We start from the raw sequence: 19106 nt of genomic DNA, 5'->3' as shown, positions 1-19106 counted from the left end.
TCCTTCTGCTGGTAACTACCCGAGACAGCCTGCCTGAAAATCCATCCTCACCGTCTCTCGGGCCGGCTCCGCCTCGCAAGGGGCGGACCCATCGACACCAATCTCACCAACATCTTTACCGAAAAAAGGATTTCATCATGTCCGCGGCCATCGATTTGACCATCAATCAAGCCGGGCTGGACCGGGCCGTTGAGCGGGCCCGGGAGCGCGGCATCATCATTCCCACCTTTGCCCAGATGCGCGACCCGCAAACCATCCCCGCAGCCATGCGTGAGAAGCTGTCCGGCCTCGGCCTCTGGGACCTGGACCCGGCCAACCTGTTCCGGATCACCTGGCGCAACGAACCCACGGCCTCGGGCGGCGGGTTCGGCGGGGTCAACCATCTGGTTCTGCCGCCGGAGCTGACCGGCGCGCCCTGCCGAATCGTGGTCCTCACCGGCAAGTGGTTCCCCACGGGCGCGCACAAGGTCGGCGCGGCCTTCGGCTGCCTGGTGCCCCGGCTGGTCACCGGCCAGTTCGACCCCACCACCCAGAAGGCGGTCTGGCCCTCCACGGGCAACTACTGCCGGGGCGGGGCCTATGATTCGGCCTTGCTGGGCTGCTCCTCCATCGCCATCTTGCCCGAGGGCATGAGCCGGGAGCGCTTCGAGTGGTTGACCAAGGTGGCCGGAGAGATCATCAAGACGCCGGGATCGGAATCCAACGTCAAGGCAATTTTCGACAAATGCCATGAGCTGCGGGCTTCCGGCGACGACGTGGTCATCTTCAACCAGTTCGACGAGTTCGGAAACTACCTCTGGCACCACGAGATCACCGGCCCGGCCCTGGAAGAGGTCATGACCGGGCTGACGGACAAGCCTTCCCGGATTCGCGGCCTGATCCTGGCCACCGGCTCGGGCGGAACCCTGGCCGCCGGGGACTACCTCAAGGCCCGCTTTCCGGCCCTGAAAATCGCCGCCTGCGAGGCCGGCCAGTGCCCCACCCTGCTGTTCAACGGCTTCGGCGACCACCGCATTGAGGGCATCGGCGACAAGCACGTGCCCTGGGTGCACAACGTCAGGAACACGGACATGATCCTGGCCATTGACGACGAGGCCCCCATGCAGCTCATCCGTCTGGCCAACGAAGAGGCCGGACGCGAATACCTAGCCTCCCGGGGCGTGGCTCCGGCCCTGGTGGAGCAACTGGACCTGATCGGCATCTCCGGCTGGTCGAACATCATTTCCGCGGCCAAATTCGCCAAATGGTTCGAACTGGGACCGGACGACGTGGTGGCCACCGTGGCCACGGACTCCATGGAAATGTACGGCAGCCGCCTGGAAGAACTGACCGCGGAGCGCGGCCCCTTCACCGCCGTGGACGCCGCCGTGGCCTTCGAACGCCACCTGCTGGGCCAAGGTCTGGACAACCTCCTGGAACTGAACCACTGGGATCGCAAACGGGTCCACAACCTGAAATACTTCACCTGGGTCGAGCAGCAGGGCAAAACCTACGAGGAAATCCAGGCCCAATGGCACGACGAGGACTACTGGACCGGGATCCCCCGCCAACTGGAGGAGATCGACCGGTTGATCGAGGCGTTCAACGAGCGGGTGGGGTTGTTGGCGGGGCTTGGATAGGGCGGACGACGAGGAACGAGCGAAGGGTCCAGCATATGAGCCCAACCGTTTTTCACTTCAGACAGTACCGATTCTTCTTTTTCTCACGCGAAGAATCTCGGCGACACGTGCATGTCCGAAGCCCGGACGGAGAGGCGAAATTCTGGCTTGAGCCCGAAATCGAATTGGCGATCAACCATGGCCTCTCCCAGAAAGAGTTGAGAGAACTGGAAATGGTTGTGGAGGATAAAAAAAGTGAAATCCGCAAACATTGGGACGAGCATTTCAAAGCCTGAGGTGACCGACATCTCCCCATTCGGCCTCTGGATCATGTATGCCGGGAAGGAATACTTTCTGGGTTACGATGAATATCCCTGGTTCTTGACAGCTCCCATTCAAAAGGTGTTTCGCGTCATCGAAGAGGGGTCGGGGCATTTGAGATGGCCTGAACTCGATATTGATTTGTCCCTGGATTCGATCAAACGTCCCGGAGCATACCCGTTGGTTTACGACCCCTCTGGAGTCTATGGAAAACAAGGCTCCGAAGATCGTCCCCTTAAAGATCAAACAACCGTATGCAGCGAGGATTTGCAATGCTGAGGGTGTTCAGTGTGCTGATTGAGCTGGATGAAGACGGTTATTATGTCGCCTCGGTGCCGAGCATCCGCGGATGCCATACCCAAGCGAAATCGCCGAACACACTGATGAGGCGAATCATGGAAGCTATCGAGCTGTGTCTGGAGGTTGAGTCCCAGGATCTCCGGTCCTCCCCTTGAACATCAACTCAAAAAAACAGCCCCCAAAACAACCTTGGACGTCACCATGGATTTCACCCTGAACAACTCCCCAACGACCTACGACGGCGACCCGGAACGCTCCCTGCTCACCTGGCTGCGGGAGGACCAAGGGCTGACCGCGGCCAAGGACGGCTGTTCCGGCCAGGCGGCCTGCGGGGCCTGCCTGGTTGAAGTGGACGGGCGGGCCGCCTTTGCCTGCGCCACGCCGATGCGCAAGGTGGCGGGTAAGCATGTCCTGACACTGGAGGGTTTTCCGGAAGACCTGCGCCGCGTCCTGGGCCGGGCCTTTGCGGAAAAGGGCGCGGTGCAGTGCGGGTTCTGCACGCCGGGCTTTCTGGCCCGGACCAAGCTCTTGTTGGAACAGAATACCGAACCCACCGTCGAAGACGTGATCAAGGCCGTACGCCCGCACCTCTGCCGCTGCACCGGGTACGTGAAGATCGTGGACGCCATTTTGGAGGCGGCCCGCATTCTACGCGGCGATGTCTCCCCGCGTTTGGATGCCGCCCCACCCGTGCTCGGCACCAGTCCCGTCCGCTATGGGGCCTTTGAGCGGGCTGTGGGCACCCACCTGTTTACCGACGACCTGCGCTTTCCGGACATGCTCCACGGCGCGCTGCACTTCAGCGCCCACCCCCGGGCACGGGTCGTGGCCATGGATTCCGGCGAGGCCCTGGCCGCGCCGGGCGTGGTCCGCGTGCTCACCGCAGCGGACGTTCCCGGGGAGCGCACCGTGGGCATGATCGTCCCGGACTGGCCCATGTACGTGGCCCCTGGCGAAACCACCCGCACCGTGGCCGACGTGCTGGCCTGCGTGGTGGCCGAGACCAGGGAGCAGGCCCGGGCCGCGGCCGCGCTGATCCGAGTGGAGTATGAAATCCTGGAGCCGCTGACCGACATGGAGCAGGCCGAGCAGAGCCCGATCCGGGTCCACGAGTCAGGCAACCTGCTGGCCGTGAAGACCGTCCGTCGAGGCGGCGACGTGGACGAGGCCCTGCGCTGCTCCGCCTTCGTGGTCACGGAGACCTTCCACACGTCACCCATCGAACACGGCTTCCTGGAGCCGGAATGCGCCGTGGCCTTGCCGGACCCGGACACTGGAGGGATTCACTTTTACACCCAGGGCCAGGGCATGTATCACGACCGGGACGACGTGGCCCGGGTCCTGAACCTGCCCAAGGAGAAAGTCCGGGCGACCATGGTGGATTGCGGCGGAGCCTTTGGCGGCAAAGAGGATCTGACCGTGCAGCACCACGCGGCCCTGGCAGCCTGGGTGCTCCAGGCCCCGGTCAAGGTCAAGCTCTCCCGGCCCGAGTCCTTGCGCATGCACCCCAAGCGTCATCCCATGCGCCTCAGCTATGCCGCGGGTTGCAACGCCCAAGGCCGACTCACGGCCCTTAAGGCGCGCATCCTGGGGGATACCGGGGCCTACGCCTCGGTTGGCGCGGCGGTCATGGCCCGGGCCGCCACCCATGCAACCGGTGCTTATCACATCCCGGTGGTGGACATCGAATCCCGGGCCGTGTTTACCAACAACATTCCCAACGGGGCCATGCGCGGCTTTGGCGTGAACCAGGCCGTGTTCGCCATGGAGGCCATGGTCGAGCGGCTGTGCAGGGCCGGCGGATTCGATCCCTGGCAGTTCCGCTACGACAACGCCCTGGACCAGGGCAGGATGGTGGCCACGGGCCAGGTTCTGGGACCGGGCATCGGACTGAAGGCCTGCCTGGAAGCCCTGCGCGAACCCTGGAAGCGGGTCAGGAAGTCCGGCCGGGCCGGGCTGTCCTGCGGAATCAAGAACTGCGGCATCGGCAACGGGCTGCGGGAAGAATGTCTGGCCAGGGTGGAAATCCTGCCGGGCGGCCGACTGGTCCTGCACCACGGCTGGTCCGAGATGGGCCAGGGCATCCACACCGTGGCCGCCCAGTTCCTGGCCGAGGTTCTGGGCATCGATGATCTGTCAAAAATCATGGTGGACTCAGACACCCGCTACGGAGCCGTGGCCGGGGCGACCACGGCCAGCCGGGGCACTTTCCAGCTTGGTCGGGCCGTGTTGGACGCCGCGGAACACATCAAGGCCGATATGAACGCTGCGGGCGGGCTGGAAGCCCTGGCCGGACGGACCTATGAAGGCCGCTATCTGTGCACGGACACCGCCCCGGGCGGCGAGCCGGGCACGTTCCGCAGCCACGTGGCCTACAGCTTCGCGGCCCACCTGGTGCTCCTGTCCTCCGACGGCAAGGTCCAGGAAGTGGTGGCGGCCCACGACGCCGGAACCGTGGTCAACCGCCAAATGCTGGAGGGCCAGATCGAAGGCGGGGTGCTCATGGGCATGGGCGCGGCCCTGTCCGAACGACTCCGTCTGGACAAAGGCCATCTGGCCTCGGACAAATTCCGGGACGTGGGCCTGCTCAGGGCCGACGCCATGCCCAGGATCACGGTCATCGCCGTGGACAACGCCGACCCGGAAGGACCTCGCGGGGCCAAGGGCGTGGGCGAGATCGGCTCCATTCCCACGGCCCCGGCCATCGCCGCGGCCTATTACCGCTACGACGGTATTCCTCGCCGAACCCTGCCCCTGGAGCCTCTGGGAGAACCTGTCGGAGCACTGACGCAAAATAGCGAAGGAGACACCGCATGGAGCTGCTACTGACCAATGCCCGCTGGCTGGACCCGGACGATCTGACCCTGCGGGACGCCTGCCTGCGGGTTACGCCGGGACCGGACGGCAGCCTGGAAATCCTGGACCATCGCCCGCAATTCTCTGACAACCAGCAAGAGTTGGACTGCGCCGGGAAGCTGGTAACCCGCTCCTTTGCCCTGGGCCATCACCATCTGTACTCCACCTTTGCCCGGGGCATGCCCGCCCCGCCCCGCACGCCCACCAATTTTCCGGAGATTCTCGACCTGGTCTGGTGGCGGCTGGACAAGCGCCTGGATCTGCCGATGATCGAGGCCAGCGCCCTGGCCACGGCCCTGCTCTGCGCCAAGCGCGGGGTGACCTTTGTCGTGGATCACCACGCTTCCCCCTTTGCCGTGGAGGGCAGCCTGGAGACCATTGCCAAGGCTTTTGACGCCGTGGGGCTGGGGCATCTGCTGTGCTATGAAATATCGTGCCGCGACGGCGAGGCGGTCAAGGAGGCCGGGTTGGCCGAAACCGAGGCCTACCTTGCTTCCGGGCGAATCGGACAGGTCGGGCTGCACGCCTCCTTCACCGTGGACGACGATCTGCTCGCCCGGGCCGTGGCCCTGGCCGGGAAGTATCAGACCGGGCTGCACCTGCACGTGGCCGAGGATCCGGCGGACCAGAACCACTGCCTTGAGCGATATGGAAAACGGGTGGTCCAACGCTTGGCCGATGCCGGCGCCCTGGCCTCCCCGCGAACCCTGCTGGCCCACTGCGTGCATCTTGACGACGCCGAACGGGAACTGCTGCGCCGCTCCCCGGTCCTCGTGGCCCAGGCCAGCGAGTCCAACCTGAACAACAACGTCGGCCTGGGACGCTACGACGACCTCGGCTCCCGGGTGATCCTGGGCACGGACGGGATGCACGTGGACATGCTCCGGGCCCTGAAGGCCGCGTTCATCGCCGGGCAAAGCACCGAAAGCCTGGGCTTCCGCGAAGCCTACGACCGCCTGCGCCGCACCCACGAACTGATCCGCCGCGTCAACGCGCCGGGCGACGGCCCCAACAACCTGGTCATCCTGGACTACGACACGCCCACCCCCATGACCCCGGACAACATGCTCGGCCATTTCCTCTTCGGCCTGGAAGCCGTCCACGTCCACACGGTCATCGCCCAGGGCCGAATCGTGGTCGAAAACCGCCGCCTGGTCAGCCATGACGAAGCGGAAATTCTGGGCTATGCACGGGAACAGGCCCAAAGGTTGTGGAAACGGTTGACGGAGAGTTGAGAAATACAGCGAAGTGATCGATAGTTTCAACATGGGCCTGAACATGGACGCCTCGAGAGTAAACGTCACAGGCGTGGAATATCTCTGAACAATAAGATCTGAAGGTGGAGGAACACATGGCCAAGGACTTTTTCGTCGTGGTCGAGAAGGATGAGGACGGCTTTTTTGTCGGTGAAGTCCCCAGCTTGCAAGCCTGTTACGCGCAGGGAAGAACCATGGAAGAGATGCTGCGTAACATCCGGGAAGTCATAGAGATGTGCATTGAAGAACCCTACTCGCAAAACGAGTTCATTGGAGTCCAAAAGGTGAGCATTGATTACGAACCTTCCCATGCTTACATCTAAAGAGGTTCTCAAGGCGCTGAAAAGGCAAGGTTTTTTGACTGTCCGCCAGCGTGGCAGCCATGTCCGACTGCGTCACCAGGATGGACGCACGGTAACAGTCCCTTCTCATTCCTGTCAGGATGTCGGAAAAGGCCTGTTGAGGAAAATCCTGAGAGACGCCGAGCTTTCCTTTGACGATCTGTTGCAATGACCCAAAAGAGCTTTTACCAGCCGAGTAGGTGAATCAAGAAATGACCATGGACCGCTTCCATCCCATCCCTCACGACAAACTTCTGGCTTCCCTGCTCGACGAACTCAAGCATGGGCAGATCCTGGGCATACCCAAGGCCTGTTTTTTCCAGCCAGGCCCGGATGACCCCTTCACCACGACCCGCTACGGCCAGCGCCTGGAAACGCCCATCGGCGCGGCAGCCGGACCGCATACCCAGTTGGCCCGCAACCTGGTGGCAGCCTGGCTGTGCGGGGGGCGATATCTGGAACTGAAGACCGTCCAGATCCTGGACGAACTGACCCTGGCCAGACCGTGCATCGACATGCGCGACGAGGGCTACAACTGCGAGTGGTCGCAGGAACTCAAGCTGGAGCAGTCCTTTGATGAGTACCTGAACGGCCTGCTGCTGATCCTGGCCCTGCGCCGTAAAATGAATTTTCCCGCCGGCGGGGACGGACGCGACCCGGGATTCATCCTGAACATGAGCGCCGGGTACGACCTGGCCGGGATCACCAGTCCGGCCATGACCCGCTTTTTGGACCGCATGACCCACTGTCCGGAGGACATGGCCGAGGCCGCGACGCGCTTGTCCCGCGTCTGCCCCGAACTGGCCTGGGTGGACCTGCCCGACGGGGTCAGCACCAGCCTGACCATCTCCACCATGCACGGCTGCCCCCCGGACGAAATCCAACGCATTGCCCTGCATTTTATCGAGGACCGAGGGCTGCACACCACCTTGAAGCTCAACCCCACCCTGCTCGGGCCGGAGCGGGTCCGCGCCCTGCTCCAGGGCCTGGGCTGGGATATGGAGGTGCCGGATGCAGTTTTCGCCAATGACCTGTCCCTGGATCAGGCCCTGCCCATCATCCGCACCCTGTCCGCCGCGGCCCGCAAGCGGGGCGTGGAGTTCAACCTGAAGCTGACCAACACCCTGCCCTGCGTGAACCGCTCAGCCCTGCCCGAGGCGGAACAGCAGGTCTATTGCAGCGGCCGCCCCCTGCACCCCCTGGCCGTACACGTGGCCCTGCTGCTGCGTGAACACTTGGGAGAGCAACAGGACTCCGGGCCAGAGCAGTCCGAAGGCTGTCCGCCCATGTCCTTCTGCGCCGGGGCCGACGCCTTCAACATTCCGGATCTGTTGGCCGCCGGGCTGGGGCCGGTGACCTCGTGCAGCGACCTGCTCAAACCCGGGGGGTATGGTCGTCTCCGCCAATACATGGACGTCCTCAAAGAGCGGATGGCCGCCGCCGGAGCCGAAAGCCTGGAGAAGTGGCAGGCCCAAGGCCCGGGTTTGGCCGCCTACGCTCAAGCCACGGCCACAGCCCGACGCTACGCCAAAACGGCCAAGACCCACGCGGACGTCAAAATCCCCCGCCCCCTGCCCCGCCTGGACTGCTTCACCGCTCCCTGCAGGGCGGCCTGCGCCGCCAGCCAGGATATTCCGGCCTACCTGGGCCACTTGGCGCAAAACAGGCCCACGGCCGCGCTGGCCACCATCCGGGCTACCAATGCTCCGGCCCACCACCTGGGCTTGGCCTGCGACGCCCTGTGCCGCAAGCGCTGCACACGGGGCAACCTGGATACGCCCTTGCGCATCCGGGAGGCCAAGGCCGCGGCGGCCCGTCTGGGAGGGCCTGACTCCAGTTCGCCTGACCAACCACAAGCAACGAGCAACGCCGAAAACACCGCCTCCGTGGTCGTGCATGGCCTGGATGCCCGGAGCGTAAGCTGCGCCGGGACCCTGATCCAGGCCGGGGTGGACGTGACCCTGCTCGTACCGGAGAATGCCCTCCAAGCAGAGGGAGCCTCGCCAGCCAAACGCGCCCTGCTTACGGATCTCGCTGACCTGAGAGCCTTGAGCCTAAGCGCCTCTCAAAACGGGACGCGATACGGAACTCTAGTTGTCATTGACGGTGCAACCCAGGACCAGCCGAAGAGCGACCACGTCATCACCTTTGACGGCCCCCTGCCCACCGGCCCCGGCAGCCTGCCCAGGGCCGTAGCATTGGGCCGCGAGGCCGCAAAAGCCTATCTGCGATCCCAAGACTTGCCTCCACAACCCGCGGACAGGCCATCTCGCCCCGAGGCCGACATTTCGGCGTTGCGCTCGGCCCGTCACATCCGCGATTTCGGCCCTTATGCCGACCCTGACTCCGGGTCTCGTAAAGTCACCGACGACGAAGCCATGCCCCTGGAGGCCGCCCGCTGCCTGCGCTGCGACAGCCTGTGCGAAATCTGCGTCACGGTCTGCCCCAACCGGGCCATCCTGGCCCTGCCGCCCTTCCTCGGCCCCATTGCCAGGGGGGAAGTCCACCGCGACCCGGACGGCAAGCCCGCCCTCCGCATCACGGCAAACCGCCCCCTGACCGACTGCACCCAGATCGTGATCCTGGCCGACGTCTGCAACACCTGCGGCAACTGCGCCACCTTCTGCCCCTCCTCCGGAGCGCCCTTCAGCGACAAGCCGCGCATTCACCTGACCAGGGCCGGCTTCGAGGACGAACAGAACGGCTATTTCCCGGCCACCCCGGACCACATGGAAATCCTGCATCACGGCACCCCGGCCAGCCTGACCCGCACCCACCAGGGCCTGCGCTACGAAAGCAAATCTTTGACCCTCACTCTCAACCCGGATACCCTGGAACCCACCAGCGCCGACCTGCCCCCGAATTCGAACCTGGTCGACCTTGGACCAGCCATGGAGGCGGGATTGCTGTTCACAATGACCATGAGGTCGCCGTTGGGGATACTTTAAAATGGAAAATGAACACTCTTCAGGGCTGACATACCAGCAGGCAACTTGCCTGCTGCATCATCTTCTCGACATCGTCCGCGATGATGCTGATCACCCACTCTCTGCACTGATAGAGGTACTGGGGGATATGTTGGAAGTTTACGAGGAACATCTTGAGCCTCATGCCTGAAGAATCAACTCAAATTGCCGTAAAAAACTACCTGACAGAACTGATTCGCCTCGGCATCCCAGTCTGCTTCGGGGTCATGTACGGCTCCCGTGCCCGCAATGATTTTCATCGCTGGAGCGACATTGACCTACTTGTCGTATCTCCGGCCTACGACACGCCCTACAGCCGAGAAGACATCAATCTGCTTTGGCGAACAGCCGCGCGGACGGACAGTCGGATTGAACCGCTGCCCGTTGGGTTGAACCGCTGGAAGACGGATGATGAAAGCACCATTATTGAATGCGCGCGTCGCGAAGGCGTCCAGATTACTGTATAAAAAAACGAACAGTTTCCTTCTGCAATTTTCTCACATATTCTCATGCCCCCATCCAATATACCAGCTACCCCTTCCATCCTCATCCGCGGAGCCGGAGACCTGGCCACGGGCGTCGCCTTGGAACTCTACGAGGCCGGGCTGAGGCGTCTGCTGTTGCTGGAACGCGCGCGGCCGCTGGCCGTACGGCGGCTGGTGGCGTTTTCCGAGGCGGTCCACGAGGGCCGGGTCGACGTGGAAGGGATTGGGGCGGTGCGGATCGACGCCTTGGACCAAGCGACGTCGGCCTGGACCAAGGGAGAGATTCCGGTTCTCGTCGACCCGGACATGACCTGCCTGAAGCAGCTTCAGCCCCAACTTCTCCCCCATGTCTTAGTCGACGCCCTGATAGCCAAGCGCAATACTGGGGTCCATCGCGACATGGCTCCTCTGGTCATCGGGCTGGGGCCGGGTTTCACCGCTGGGAAGGATGTGCACTGCGTGGTGGAAACCCATCGCGGTCAAGGTCTCGGCGAGATCCGCTCCACCGGCTCGGCCTTTCCGAACACCGGCATTCCGGGTCCAGTGCTGGGCAAGTCTCTGGAGCGGCTTTTGCGTGCGCCCATGGACGGCGTCTTTACAGCCTGCCGGACCATCGGCGACATGGTCCAAGAAGGGGAGACCGTGGGCCAAGTGGACGCGCACGGGACCGTCGCCCCGGTGACGGCTCTGACTTCCGGGGTGATTCGCGGACTGTTGCGCTCCGGCGTCGTGGTCGAAAAAGGCCTGAAACTGGGGGACGTGGACCCCAGGGGCGAAACATGGCGTTGCCGCCGCGTCTCGGACAAGGCGCGGGCCGTGGGCCAAGGCGTGTTGCGGGCTGTTCGCGCCCATCTGGACGGCCTCCGGGCCGGGACCGTTCCCGGGCTTGAGCCTCGCCTTGAGCCTGATTTGGGCCAGACCCCGCCGAAGTCCCATCCTGAACCATCACCCCTACCCATCCATCTCGGGAGAACCGGATGAGCATCGGACAACCCGTCAAGCGTCTGGACGCCGAGGCCAAGGTCACGGGCCGGGCCCGGTACACCGAGGATATGCTCCCCGCGGGCATACTCTCGGCCGTGTATATCCGGAGCACCGTGGCCCATGGCCGTGTTCTGACCATGGACGTTTCGGCGGCCCTGGCCCTGCCCGGCGTGGAGGCCGTGTTCACGTTCGCCGACGTGCCCAGACTGCCCTACGCCCCGGCTGGCCATCCCTTCTCCCTTGATCCGGCCCATGCCGACGTGGCCGACCGCCTGCTGCTCACCGAGCATGTCCGCTTTCATGGTGACGAGATCGGCGTGGTGGTGGCCCGGGACGAGCTTACGGCCCAACGCGCCGCGAGCCTGGTCGCGGTGTCCTACGAAGAATTCCCGGTGCTCACCGATCCCCGGGAGGCCATGGCCCACGGGGCTCCGGCCATCCACCCCGGCGGCAACATCGTCAAGCAGGACGGGTTCAGCGTCGGCGGAGACGTGGATGCTCTCCTTGCCCAGGCCGACGTGGTGGTGGAGGGCGAGTACCAGACCCCGGTGACCCAGCACTGCCACATGGAACCCGTGGTGGCCCACGCCTACATGGAGGACATGGAGCGGATCACCGTGATCACCTCCACCCAGATTCCGCACATCTGCCGCCGGGTGGTGGGCCAGGCCCTGGGCCTGGACTGGAGTCGGGTGCGGATCGTCAAGCCCTATGTGGGTGGGGGATTCGGGGCCAAGCAGGATGTGCTCCTGGAGCCCATGGTCGCCTTCCTGGCCTGGAAGCTGGGCCGACCGGTACGCATGGCCCTGACCCGTGAGGAAAGCATGATCACCCGCACCCGCCATGCCATGCGCATCCGGGCCAAGGCGGGCTTTTCCCGGGACGGGCGGCTGCTGGCCATGGACATGGACGCCGTGTCCAACACCGGGGGCTATGCCTCCCACGGCCATTCCGTGGTCTCCGCGGGCGGGGGCAAGCTGTGCAGCATGTATCCCCACGCCGGAGTCCGCTTCCAGGCGGCCACGGTCTACACCAACCTGCCCATTGCCGGAGCCATGCGCGGCTACGGCTCGCCCCAGATCATCTTTGCCTGCGAATGCCTGCTGGAGGAAGCGGCCAGGGTTCTGGACATGGACCCACTGGACCTGCGCCTGATCAATGCCGGACGCCCCGGGGACGTCAATCCTCGCTCCGGCAAACCCATCGAAACCCACGGTCTGGCCGATTGCCTGCGCCTGGGTCGGGAGCGATTCAACTGGGACGAGCGCCGGGCCGCAGCCCAGGCCTCTCGGACCAAGCAAGCTGATCCCGAAAAACCACGCGGCGTGGGCGTGGCCTGCTTCAGTTTCAATTCCGGGGTCTATCCCGTGGGCGTGGAGATTTCCGGGGTCCGCCTGACCTTGGCCCAGGACGGCTGCGTGACGCTCCAGGCCGGGGCCACGGAAATCGGCCAGGGCGCGGACACGGTTTTTGCCCAAATGGCTGCATCGGTCCTGGACTTGCCCATGACTTCCGTGCGCGTGGTCTCCACCCAGGACACGAACGTGACTCCTTTTGACCCGGGGGCTTTCGCCTCCCGCCAGACCTACGTCGTCGGTCCGGCGGTCAAGGCCGCGGCCCTGGAACTGCGCGCAAAAATCCTGGACCATGCCGCGCTGATGACCGGGTATCCTGCTCCGGCCCTGGCCCTGGAGGCTGGCTTCGTGGTCGCGGCCCGCCAGCCCTCGCGGGTCTTCATGAGCCTGAACGAGTTGGCCCTGGACGCCTACTACCACAAGGAACGGGGCGGCCAACTCACCGCGGAGCGCTCGGTCAAAACCCGGAGCAACGCGCCTTCCTTCGGCTGCACCTTCGTGGAAGTGGAGGTGGATATCCCGCTCTGCCGGGTCCGGGTCACGGACATGCTCAACGTCCACGACTGCGGCGTGGTTATCAACCCCGTCACGGCCAGGGGCCAGGCCCAGGGCGGCATGGCCATGGCCATCGGCTGGGCCCTGTACGAGGAATTGCTGGTGGACCCGCGCACCGGCCGGGTGCGCAACAACAACCTCCTGGACTATAAAATGCCCACCTTCCCGGACCTGCCCGAGCTGGACGTGGCCTTTGTCCAGACCGCCGAGCCCTCCGGGGGCTTCGGCAACAAGTCCCTGGGCGAACCGCCCCTGCTCTCCCCCGGCCCGGCCATCCGCAACGCGGTCTGGGACGCCACCGGCGTCAAGGCCGACTTCATCCCCCTCACCCCCAAGGCCCTGTTCCCGCTGTTCCGAGACGCCGGGCTGCTGGGACCGCGCTGAGGACTATCCGCCATGTACGCCTTCGAATCCTACCATCGCGCCCAAAGCCTGACCGAGGCCGTGGAACTGCTGGCCGCGAACCCTTTTGCCCGCCCCATGGCCGGGGGGACGGACATCCTGGTCCGGTTGCGGGAGGGGCACAAGGACTACGCCGACATCGTGGACATCCACGGCCTGCCGGAACTCGACAGCATCACCGAGGAACACGGCGAACTGCGCATCGGTTCGGGCACGACCTTCGCCACGATGATGGCCTCACCACTGGTGGCCCGCCTAGCCCCTGTGCTCATCGAGGCCGCGGGCTGGGTGGCCGGACCGCAGATCCGCAACACGGCCACCATCGGCGGGAATATCTGCAACGGCTCGGCCTGCGCGGACTCCGCGGCCCCGCTTCTGGTCCTCAACGCCCACCTGGACCTGATCGGCCCGGAAGGCCAGCGGCTGATCCCCCTGCGCGGGTTTCATCTCGGCCCGGGCCGGGTGGAGCTGCGGCAGGGGGAAATTCTGCGCTCGGTGCGGATCAAGCCTGAACCGGATCAAAACCTGGGCACGGCCTACGTCAAGTATTCCATGCGCCAGGCCATGGACATCGCCACCATCGGCTGCGGCGCGGGCGTTCGCATCCAAGACGGACAATCGGCCAAGAGCGAGGGAAACGGAAAATCAGAGAGATGCACGGGAATCGTTGACGAACTGCGCCTGGCCTTCACCGTGGCCGCGCCCACCCCGGTGCGCTGCCCGGCCGCCGAAGCCGCGGCCCGAGGACTGCCCCTGGACGAAGCCGTCCAGGCCGCCCTCGCGGCCCTGGACCAGGACGTCTCCCCCCGCACCTCCTGGCGGGCGGCGGGAGATTTCCGGATGCACATCATCCGCACCCTGGCCGGGCGAATGATCCGCACCGCCGCGGAGCGCTTCATCACCCACGTTGCCGAACACCGCGAGGTCCGGACATGCTGACCATCTCCTGCGCCATCAATGATCGCCCCTACGAGCTGACCATCGATCCCCGCTCCTCGCTCCTGGACCTGCTTCGGGACCAGGGCCTGACCAGCGTCAAGCAGGGTTGCGGCGTGGGCGAGTGCGGAGCCTGCACCGTACTGGTGGACGACGTGGCCGTGAACGCCTGCCTCTATCTGGCGACCTGGGTTCACGGCAAACGCATCCGCACCGTGGAGGGAGAGGTAAAAAACGGCCATCTTTCCCCGGTCCAGCAGGCCTACGTGGATGCCGGAGCCGTGCAGTGCGGATTCTGCACCCCCGGGCTGATCATGACCACCACCGCTTTTGTGGAATCCTGCCGCGACCAAGGCCGCGATCCCGAAGATATCACCCAGGACGACATCCGCCGAGCCCATGCCGGCAACCTCTGCCGTTGCACGGGCTACGACACTATTGTCCAGGCCGTGCGCCAATCTCTCGACCAGCCCGCTACGCCCCACGACCACACCGAATCCACGCCACCTTGATCCCAAACGTACCGGCCGAATTCTACCTACCGGACGCAACGCTCGTTGCTCTGGTGGGCGCGGGCGGCAAGACCAGCCTGATGGCCGCCATGGCCGCCCATGCCGTGGCCGCGGGCGAGACCGTTGTCCTCACCACCACGACGAAACTGGCCGCCAATATGGCATACCCTGTTTTCTGGGACGGCCAGGAGTCGTCCCTACCCCGTCTCCAGTCCCGCCTCTTCCGGTGCCGGTCCATGATATTGGCCCGGGACCGTGCCCCCGCCACAGGCAAACTCCTCGGCCTTACGCCCGAGGCCGTGGACCTGCTGGCCGCTTCCGGGCTGGCGGACCGGATTTTCGTGGAAGCCGACGGCGCACGCGGCAAATCGCTCAAGGCCCCGGCGGACCACGAACCCGTGATTCCCCGCTCAACGGATTTGGTGATCGGAATTGTTGGCGCGGATGCCCTGGGTGTGTCCCTGGTCAATGAGCATGTCTTCCGTCCCGAACGGCTGGCCGTGCTTTGCGACATGCCCCCCACGGACTCCTTGGACGCCCGCGTTCTGGCCCATCTGGTCGCGCATCCTCTGGGATTGTTTAAGAACGTCCAGCTACGTTGTCGGCGGATCTTCTTCGCAAACAAGATGGACAGAGTCGGTGAGGCTGCATGGGACATGCTGCGTCATGCCCGGCGACTCGTCAAAGCCGCGCATCCGGACGGCCCGATATCCGCGACGGAGTGGTTCGCCGGGTCAGTCACGGAGGGCTGGCTGCGCTTCTTGGATGACGACTGATTCCCGACAGTTCATGAGCGCATGGTAGTCCTCGACCGTGTCCACGTCCCGCAGCACTCCGCAGTCATCCACGTCCACCAGGCGTAACCGCGCATCCGGATGATCCAGAAGCGGCCGGGCTCCAACATCTCCGTCCAGGGCCATGACCCGCGCGAACCATGCCCGTGGAATACAAACCGGGTTGCCCCGCTTGCCGCGATACCGCGGAGCGACGAAATCTTCCGGGTGATCACGAAAAGACGCGGCCAAAGTTTCCAGCGTCTCCATACGCACGAGAGGTTGGTCACTCAGAAAAACCAGGACTCCGGCAATGTCTGCTGCCATATCCCCCTCAAGCGACTCCAGTCCGGCCCGGAGCGAACGGGCTTGGCCTGCGCGCCAATCCGGCGCATGGGCGAAGCGCAATCCAGGAGCCTGCTCCCGCAGAACCTGTGCAACAGCTTCCGCGTTGCAACCCGTCACCGCCACCACCGGATCGCAGACCGCCAATGCCTTGCGCGCCACATGGACAACCAGCGGCTCGCCGCGGTACGGCAGCAACAACTTGCCCCCGAGCCCGCCGCCCATCCGCCGACCGGCCCCGGCGGCCAGGATCAAGCCGGCTAATTTGTACATTCGTGATCCTTGCCAACCCAACCGTATTTCATTTCTAACCCCTCAACCTTTTTGCACGGAGGCAGCATGCAGATCATGATCCGAGGCGCCACCGTGGTCAACGCCGACCACTCCGCCAGGGCGGACATCCTCGTTTCCGACGGAAAGATACGCGCCGTGGGCCGTGATCTGGACATTCCATCCGGAACACGGATCGTGGACGCCGAGGGTCTGCTGGCCCTGCCCGGCGGCATCGACCCGCACACCCATCTGGACATGCCCATTGCCGGAACCCGCACCGCGGACGATTTTGAACAGGGCGGACGGGCCGCCCTGGCCGGGGGGACCACCACGATCATCGACTTCGTCATTCCCCGCCAGGGGCAATCCCTGCTCCAGGCTCATGACGCCTGGATGAAATTGGCCCGCAGCGCCACCTGCGACTATTCCTTTCATGTGGCCGTGACCTGGTTCGACGCGCGTGTTGCCCAGGAAATGGGCGTGCTGGCCCGGGAGCGGGGGGTCAATTCCTTCAAGCACTACATGGCCTACAAGGGCACGGTGATGCTCGATCCGGAGCAGATGCCGGACAGCTTCGCCCGGGCCGGGGAGCTGGGCTGTCTGTGCACCGTTCATGCCGAGAATGCCGAGATCATCCCCTTTCTGCAACGCAAGCTCCTGGCCCAGGGAGTAACCCACCCCAGGGGCCACCCAATCTCCCATCCCGCGTCCGGGGAGGCGGACGCCACGTGGCGGGCCATTGCCGTGGCCGAGGCCGCGAGCGTGCCGCTTTACATCGTCCACCTCTCCTGCGCCCAGGCCCTGGACGCGGTGATCGCGGCCCGGGCCCGCGGCTTGCCCGTGTTCGCGGAATGCCTGGGCGGCCATCTGGCCGTGGACGCGACAGTTTACGAGCAGGAGGACGCCCAGGCCGCGGCCCGCTTTGTGATGAGCCCGCCGTTTCGCCCCAAGGAGGACCGCGAAGCCCTGTGGACCGGGCTGACCACCGGGGCCATCCAGGTCACGGCCAGCGACAACTGCGCCTTCACCGACGCCCAACGCCAAGGCGGGTTGCGCGACTTCTCCAAGCTGCCCAGCGGCACCCCGGGACTGGAGGATCGGATGCGGGTGATCTGGGACGGCGGCGTGGCCCAGGGCCGTCTGACGCCGGAACAATTCGTGGCCGTAACCTCCACCAACGCGGCCCGCCTGTTCAACATATATCCCGGCAAGGGCTGCATCCTTCCCGGCGCGGACGCGGACATCGTGCTCTGGGATCCCCAGGCCGAACACACGGTCAGCGCCAAAACTCATCACCACGCCGTGGACTACAGCGTGTTCGAAGGCATGGCCTTTCGCGGCGCACCCGTGGCCACTTATCTGGCTGGATGGGAAGTGGTGCGCGAAGGCCGCGTCAACGCCGAACCGGGTAGCGGGCGGCACATTGTCCGACCGACTTTCGAGCCGGGATTTCGCTCCCTTCGAGACTTGCTGAGTAAGTAGCGACAAAAAGATTTTTTTCCGACCCTGCACCCTCATCTCAGCCGAATCCTCACCAAACTCCAAACATAAAAAAGCGCCCCTCTCCTCACGGAAAGGGGCGCTTTGTCGTCTTTAGGCCTCGTAGATATTAGGCCTGATTCAGCTTCCGCTCCTGCGGGAAAACCGGCAGATAGCGGTAGGCCAGGCTGAGGATCAGGGCGCCGTAGGCGATGATGGCCAGGGACGGGGCCCATTCAGCCCAGGTGGGCATGTAGACGTACCAGCGGTCGAAGGGCATGACCGGGTGAGCCAGGGTCTGGGCGGTTTGGACGTACCGGTTGATGATCACGCCGATGCCGACCAGGGTACATGCGGAATAGAGAATCCACGGGGTGTTCCGGGTCTTGGCGTTGAGCAGCAGGATGGCCGGGAACAGGCCGCAGACGATCAGTTCGGAGAACAGCAGCCACTTGCCGTAGGCCACGCCGTAGAACACTTCACTGAAGGTCAGGCCGGATCGGGGCAGGATGCCGGTGGCCCAGGCCCACGTGTCCAGGTACTTGAAGACCAAATAGATGGCCAGCATGGTACCGGAAATCTTGCCCATCAAGGCCTTGACGCTGAAGTCCACCAGCTTGCGGCCGGTCATTTTCTCCATCAGCGTGGCGACCAGCATGGTGAAGCCCGGTCCCGAGGCCACGGCGGAAAGGATGAACAGGAAGAAGGTCCAGGGCCAGATGAAGAAGCCTTCACGAAAAGCGTAGGGCCGGGAGAACAGCACGCCGTACATGCCGCCCAGAGAGCCCTGGTGGAAGAAGGACAGGAAGGCCCCGACACCGGCGAACAAGGGCATGATCACGTGGAAGTTGTGGGCCATGTGATGCAGGAACTTGATCTTGTTCAGCTTGCGGTTCTCCAGAATGATCGGAATGAACTCGATGGTCAGCACCAACATGTACACAGTGATGCAGAAGATGACTTCCGTGAGCATGGAGTGGACGTTGGGGTGCCAGAATCCGAACCAGGCCCGCAGCGGCTGACCGACTTCCAGGGTCAGGATCAGCAGCGCACCGGAGTAGCAGATGAAGCCGATGATCACCGCCAGGTTGATGATGTTCTTCAGACCTTCGACGCGGATCAGGTAATACAAGAGCCCGCTGAAAAAGGCCCCGGCCCCGAGGGCGATCACGGCCAAGTCGAAGATGATGTACAAGCCAAAGGCGAAGTAATTGTCCATGCCCGTGACGATCAGCCCGCCGGACCAGACCACGTAGGCGGCGTAAACGCCCCAGGCCAGCACGGCGAAGATGACCGCCAGCCAGGCGATGAACAGCTTCAAGGAGCAACGCTGGACCCCTTCGGGCCACAATTCTTTATCACTCATGGT

General features: G+C 64.3%; 18 protein-coding genes. 16 read left to right on the top strand and 2 right to left on the bottom strand.

The features are described from left to right. The first annotated feature begins 137 nt into the window (after nucleotides 1-137). The 15 genes from DESLA_RS0117235 to yqeC all read left to right on the top strand — a co-directional run bounded on the left by DESLA_RS0117235 (nucleotide 138) and on the right by yqeC (nucleotide 15643). Nucleotides 138-1619: a pyridoxal-phosphate dependent enzyme gene (locus tag DESLA_RS0117235; protein ID WP_028573436.1), complete on the top strand. Its 1482-nt coding sequence runs from the start codon at nucleotides 138-140 to the stop codon at nucleotides 1617-1619. Next, the gene (locus tag DESLA_RS23615) at nucleotides 1511-1894 is read left to right on the top strand and encodes a DUF4160 domain-containing protein (RefSeq protein WP_337833225.1); all 384 of its coding nucleotides are present in this window, start codon (nucleotides 1511-1513) and stop codon (nucleotides 1892-1894) included. Before DESLA_RS0117235 ends, DESLA_RS23615 begins: the two co-directional genes overlap by 109 nt. Continuing rightward, nucleotides 1854-2198, top strand: coding sequence for a DUF2442 domain-containing protein (locus DESLA_RS22615; RefSeq protein ID WP_211239073.1), 345 nt, complete (start codon nucleotides 1854-1856; stop codon nucleotides 2196-2198). Before DESLA_RS23615 ends, DESLA_RS22615 begins: the two co-directional genes overlap by 41 nt. 222 nt (nucleotides 2199-2420) lie before the next feature. Beyond that, nucleotides 2421-5048 (top strand): selenium-dependent xanthine dehydrogenase, encoded by a 2628-nt coding sequence (xdh, locus tag DESLA_RS21230; RefSeq protein ID WP_051434808.1) that lies wholly within the window; start codon nucleotides 2421-2423, stop codon nucleotides 5046-5048. Continuing rightward, nucleotides 5033-6310 (top strand): amidohydrolase family protein, encoded by a 1278-nt coding sequence (locus DESLA_RS0117210; RefSeq protein ID WP_028573432.1) that lies wholly within the window; start codon nucleotides 5033-5035, stop codon nucleotides 6308-6310. The genes xdh and DESLA_RS0117210 overlap by 16 nt, the downstream gene beginning before the upstream one ends. A 116-nt stretch (nucleotides 6311-6426) precedes the next feature. Then, nucleotides 6427-6654: a type II toxin-antitoxin system HicB family antitoxin gene (locus DESLA_RS0117205; RefSeq protein WP_028573431.1), complete on the top strand. Its 228-nt coding sequence runs from the start codon at nucleotides 6427-6429 to the stop codon at nucleotides 6652-6654. Then, the gene (locus DESLA_RS22610) at nucleotides 6641-6844 is read left to right on the top strand and encodes a type II toxin-antitoxin system HicA family toxin (protein WP_084032154.1); all 204 of its coding nucleotides are present in this window, start codon (nucleotides 6641-6643) and stop codon (nucleotides 6842-6844) included. Before DESLA_RS0117205 ends, DESLA_RS22610 begins: the two co-directional genes overlap by 14 nt. Before the next feature lie 40 nt (nucleotides 6845-6884). After that, on the top strand, nucleotides 6885-9620 hold the full coding sequence (locus DESLA_RS22030) for a hypothetical protein (RefSeq protein WP_028573430.1): 2736 nt from the start codon (nucleotides 6885-6887) through the stop codon (nucleotides 9618-9620). Nucleotide 9621: 1 nt separating this feature from the next. After that, a complete protein-coding gene (locus DESLA_RS23050) occupies nucleotides 9622-9789 on the top strand; it encodes a hypothetical protein (protein WP_156933012.1) in 168 nt (55 codons plus the stop codon). Next, nucleotides 9782-10105 carry a nucleotidyltransferase domain-containing protein gene (locus DESLA_RS21220; protein ID WP_156933011.1) on the top strand — a complete coding sequence of 108 codons (324 nt, stop codon included), beginning with the start codon at nucleotides 9782-9784 and terminating at the stop codon, nucleotides 10103-10105. The genes DESLA_RS23050 and DESLA_RS21220 overlap by 8 nt, the downstream gene beginning before the upstream one ends. Before the next feature lie 42 nt (nucleotides 10106-10147). Next, entirely contained in the window at nucleotides 10148-11104 is a 957-nt protein-coding gene (yqeB, locus tag DESLA_RS21215; RefSeq protein ID WP_051434807.1) for a selenium-dependent molybdenum cofactor biosynthesis protein YqeB, read from the top strand. Further along, nucleotides 11101-13401, top strand: coding sequence for a xanthine dehydrogenase subunit XdhA (gene xdhA, locus DESLA_RS0117180; RefSeq protein WP_028573429.1), 2301 nt, complete (start codon nucleotides 11101-11103; stop codon nucleotides 13399-13401). The genes yqeB and xdhA overlap by 4 nt, the downstream gene beginning before the upstream one ends. A gap of 12 nt (nucleotides 13402-13413) precedes the next feature. Beyond that, nucleotides 13414-14358 (top strand): xanthine dehydrogenase subunit XdhB, encoded by a 945-nt coding sequence (xdhB, locus tag DESLA_RS0117175; protein ID WP_028573428.1) that lies wholly within the window; start codon nucleotides 13414-13416, stop codon nucleotides 14356-14358. Next, the gene (gene xdhC / locus DESLA_RS21210; protein WP_051434806.1) at nucleotides 14352-14867 is read left to right on the top strand and encodes a xanthine dehydrogenase iron sulfur-binding subunit XdhC; all 516 of its coding nucleotides are present in this window, start codon (nucleotides 14352-14354) and stop codon (nucleotides 14865-14867) included. The genes xdhB and xdhC overlap by 7 nt, the downstream gene beginning before the upstream one ends. Further along, complete coding sequence (gene yqeC, locus DESLA_RS21205; RefSeq protein ID WP_051434805.1) at nucleotides 14864-15643, top strand: selenium cofactor biosynthesis protein YqeC; 780 nt, start codon at nucleotides 14864-14866, stop codon at nucleotides 15641-15643. Before xdhC ends, yqeC begins: the two co-directional genes overlap by 4 nt. On the opposite strand, the gene DESLA_RS21200 is transcribed toward yqeC, so the two are convergent. After that, on the bottom strand, nucleotides 15602-16258 hold the full coding sequence (locus tag DESLA_RS21200) for a nucleotidyltransferase family protein (RefSeq protein ID WP_051434804.1): 657 nt from the start codon (nucleotides 16256-16258) through the stop codon (nucleotides 15602-15604). The two genes, yqeC and DESLA_RS21200, sit on opposite strands and share 42 nt — an antisense overlap. Nucleotides 16259-16324: 66 nt before the next feature. Between DESLA_RS21200 and hydA the strand changes: the two genes are divergently transcribed. Beyond that, nucleotides 16325-17740 carry a dihydropyrimidinase gene (gene hydA, locus DESLA_RS21195; protein ID WP_035262012.1) on the top strand — a complete coding sequence of 472 codons (1416 nt, stop codon included), beginning with the start codon at nucleotides 16325-16327 and terminating at the stop codon, nucleotides 17738-17740. Nucleotides 17741-17867: 127 nt separating this feature from the next. Here hydA and qrcD read toward each other — a convergent pair whose 3' ends face one another. Beyond that, nucleotides 17868-19103, bottom strand: a complete 1236-nt coding sequence (qrcD, locus tag DESLA_RS0117150; protein WP_028573427.1) for a menaquinone reductase integral membrane subunit QrcD — start codon at nucleotides 19101-19103, stop codon at nucleotides 17868-17870. Between the last annotated feature and the right edge of the window lie 3 nt (nucleotides 19104-19106).

This window comes from Desulfonatronum lacustre DSM 10312, from assembly GCF_000519265.1.
GTDB classification, from domain to species: Bacteria; Desulfobacterota; Desulfovibrionia; order Desulfovibrionales; family Desulfonatronaceae; genus Desulfonatronum; species Desulfonatronum lacustre.
This window is presented reverse-complemented; position numbering and strand designations above follow the sequence as displayed.

What these genes read in the sequence shown, in the direction of transcription:
- DESLA_RS0117205 (WP_028573431.1), top strand. Translation starts at nt 6,427, where the DNA reads ATGGCCAAGGACTTTTTCGTCGTGGTCGAGAAGGATGAGGACGGCTTT.
- DESLA_RS22030 (WP_028573430.1), top strand. Translation starts at nt 6,885, where the DNA reads ATGACCATGGACCGCTTCCATCCCATCCCTCACGACAAACTTCTGGCT.
- DESLA_RS23615 (WP_337833225.1), top strand. Translation starts at nt 1,511, where the DNA reads ATGGCACGACGAGGACTACTGGACCGGGATCCCCCGCCAACTGGAGGA.
- DESLA_RS0117235 (WP_028573436.1), top strand. Translation starts at nt 138, where the DNA reads ATGTCCGCGGCCATCGATTTGACCATCAATCAAGCCGGGCTGGACCGG.
- DESLA_RS22610 (WP_084032154.1), top strand. Translation starts at nt 6,641, where the DNA reads ATGCTTACATCTAAAGAGGTTCTCAAGGCGCTGAAAAGGCAAGGTTTT.
- DESLA_RS0117210 (WP_028573432.1), top strand. Translation starts at nt 5,033, where the DNA reads ATGGAGCTGCTACTGACCAATGCCCGCTGGCTGGACCCGGACGATCTG.
- DESLA_RS23050 (WP_156933012.1), top strand. Translation starts at nt 9,622, where the DNA reads ATGGAAAATGAACACTCTTCAGGGCTGACATACCAGCAGGCAACTTGC.
- hydA (WP_035262012.1), top strand. Translation starts at nt 16,325, where the DNA reads ATGCAGATCATGATCCGAGGCGCCACCGTGGTCAACGCCGACCACTCC.
- xdhC (WP_051434806.1), top strand. Translation starts at nt 14,352, where the DNA reads ATGCTGACCATCTCCTGCGCCATCAATGATCGCCCCTACGAGCTGACC.
- qrcD (WP_028573427.1), bottom strand. Translation starts at nt 19,103, where the DNA reads ATGAGTGATAAAGAATTGTGGCCCGAAGGGGTCCAGCGTTGCTCCTTG.
- DESLA_RS21220 (WP_156933011.1), top strand. Translation starts at nt 9,782, where the DNA reads ATGCCTGAAGAATCAACTCAAATTGCCGTAAAAAACTACCTGACAGAA.
- xdh (WP_051434808.1), top strand. Translation starts at nt 2,421, where the DNA reads ATGGATTTCACCCTGAACAACTCCCCAACGACCTACGACGGCGACCCG.
- xdhA (WP_028573429.1), top strand. Translation starts at nt 11,101, where the DNA reads ATGAGCATCGGACAACCCGTCAAGCGTCTGGACGCCGAGGCCAAGGTC.
- xdhB (WP_028573428.1), top strand. Translation starts at nt 13,414, where the DNA reads ATGTACGCCTTCGAATCCTACCATCGCGCCCAAAGCCTGACCGAGGCC.
- DESLA_RS21200 (WP_051434804.1), bottom strand. Translation starts at nt 16,258, where the DNA reads ATGTACAAATTAGCCGGCTTGATCCTGGCCGCCGGGGCCGGTCGGCGG.
- yqeB (WP_051434807.1), top strand. Translation starts at nt 10,148, where the DNA reads ATGCCCCCATCCAATATACCAGCTACCCCTTCCATCCTCATCCGCGGA.